Genomic DNA, 1,680 nt, shown 5'->3' with positions numbered 1-1,680 from the left:
CGACCCCGGCAAGGCCTTCGCCGGCGACAGGTCGGCATGGCGGATCAGGCAGCGCCCATAGGCGCGCAGCAGCAGTTCCTCCGCCGCCAGCGGGTCACCGCCCTCGCTCATCGCGGCAAAGGCGGCGGAGGAACTGCTGCTGCGCGCCTATGGGCGCTGCCTGATCCGCCATGCCGACCTGTCGCCGGCGAAGGCCTTGCCGGGGTCGGCCCGGATCGGCCGGGTGATGCGGCTGATGCGCGACCGCTATGCCGAGGATTTGTCGCTCGACGATTTCGCCGCCGAGGCCGGGGTGTCGCGCCATCATCTGGTCCGCGCCTTCCGGCAGGAAATGGGGATGACGCCGCATGCCTATCTGCTCAGCCTGCGGGTCCAGGCGGCCCGCCGCCGGCTGCAGGCGGGCGACACGCCGGCCGAGGTCGCCGCCGCCACCGGCTTCTGCGACCAGGCCCATCTGACCCACGCCTTCAAGGCCCGGCTCGGCGTCGCCCCCGGCGCCTATCGGGCCGGGCTTCGCCTCTGACCCTCTCCCACGGTTTCCGCATGACTCGAGACTTCTGGCGCGACGCGGCGGACGGCATCCGCGACATCCTTCCACCGGCGATCGCCGCGATCCCGATCGGCCTGCTGTGCGGCGCGCTGGGCGCGGCCAAGGGCCTGTCCCCGGCCGAGATGGCGCTGATGTCGATGCTGGTCTTCGCCGGCGGATCGCAGTTCGCCGCGATCGACCTGTGGGCCTGGCCGGTGCCCATTGCCACGCTTGTGGTGTCGACCCTGCTGGTGAATTCCCGCCACATCCTGATGAGCCTGTCGCTGGCCCGCCGCACCGGCGGCTTCACCTGGACCCAGCGGCTGCTGGGCTATGCCGTGATGGCCGATGAGAACTGGGCGATGGCGGAGCGGCGGGCCGCGTCCGTCGGGCAGCTGACGCCGGCCTACTTCCTGGCGATGGGTGCCTTCTTCTGGCTGAACTGGGTGATCTGGGCCACGCTCGGGGCCGTCATCGGCGCCGTGATCGGCGACCCCTCGCGAATCGGCGCGGACTTCGCCTTCACCGCCCTTTTCATCGGCCTGATCGTCGGGTTCTGGCGCGGCCATCGCAGCACCGCGACCATCGGCGCCAGCCTGGTGGCGGCCGCCCTGGCCTACCGCTTCATCGGCCCGCCCTGGCACGTCGCGGCCGGCGCCCTGGCCGGCATCGCCGCCGCCTGGGCGACGGCAGCTCCGGACGTGTTGCGCGAGGCGGAGGAAGGGGCATGAGCGTCGACCCGGCGACCCTGGCCGCCATCCTCGGCATGGCGGTGGTGACGTACCTGACCCGGATTTCCGGCCTGTTCCTGGTCGGCCGGCTGCGGCTGCAGGGCCGGCTCAAGGCCGCCTTCGACGCGGCCCCGCCGGCGGTGCTGACCGCGGTGATCGCGCCGATGGTGCTGGCCACCGGCTGGCCCGAGACCGCGGCCGCGGTGGTCACCGCGATCGCCGCTACGAGACTGCCGCTGCTCGCCACCATCCTGGTCGGCGTGGTCGCGGTGGTGGCTCTGCGCAGCGTGATGGGCTGAGGGGCTTTCCCCCTCAGCCCCCTCGGTTCAGCCGCCCCGGTTCATCCGCCCCGATTCATCCGGTTGTCGACCAGGTCGGTGACCACGGCCGGGTCGGCCAGGGTGCTGGTGTCGCCCAGCG

The 1,680-nt window shown here is 72.4% G+C and carries 3 protein-coding genes; all 3 read left to right on the top strand.

The features are described 5' to 3' along the window. Positions 1 to 196: 196 nt before the first annotated feature. From AC3XYG_RS12890 to AC3XYG_RS12880, 3 genes are read left to right on the top strand one after another with little or no spacing between them, the layout of a single operon-like run. Complete coding sequence (locus AC3XYG_RS12890; protein WP_489140239.1) at positions 197 to 523, top strand: helix-turn-helix domain-containing protein; 327 nt, start codon at positions 197 to 199, stop codon at positions 521 to 523. 20 nt (positions 524 to 543) lie between these two features. Further along, entirely contained in the window at positions 544 to 1,260 is a 717-nt protein-coding gene (locus AC3XYG_RS12885) for an AzlC family ABC transporter permease (protein ID WP_489140238.1), read from the top strand. After that, a complete protein-coding gene (locus AC3XYG_RS12880; protein WP_489140237.1) occupies positions 1,257 to 1,559 on the top strand; it encodes an AzlD family protein in 303 nt (100 codons plus the stop codon). The genes AC3XYG_RS12885 and AC3XYG_RS12880 overlap by 4 nt, the downstream gene beginning before the upstream one ends. Positions 1,560 to 1,680: the final 121 nt, after the last annotated feature.

This window comes from Inquilinus sp., from assembly GCF_057815775.1.
The sequence above is the reverse complement of the archived record's forward strand: the minus strand, read 5'-3'. Positions and strand labels throughout refer to the sequence as shown.

What these genes read in the sequence shown, in the direction of transcription:
- AC3XYG_RS12885 (WP_489140238.1), top strand. Translation starts at nt 544, where the DNA reads ATGACTCGAGACTTCTGGCGCGACGCGGCGGACGGCATCCGCGACATC.
- AC3XYG_RS12880 (WP_489140237.1), top strand. Translation starts at nt 1,257, where the DNA reads ATGAGCGTCGACCCGGCGACCCTGGCCGCCATCCTCGGCATGGCGGTG.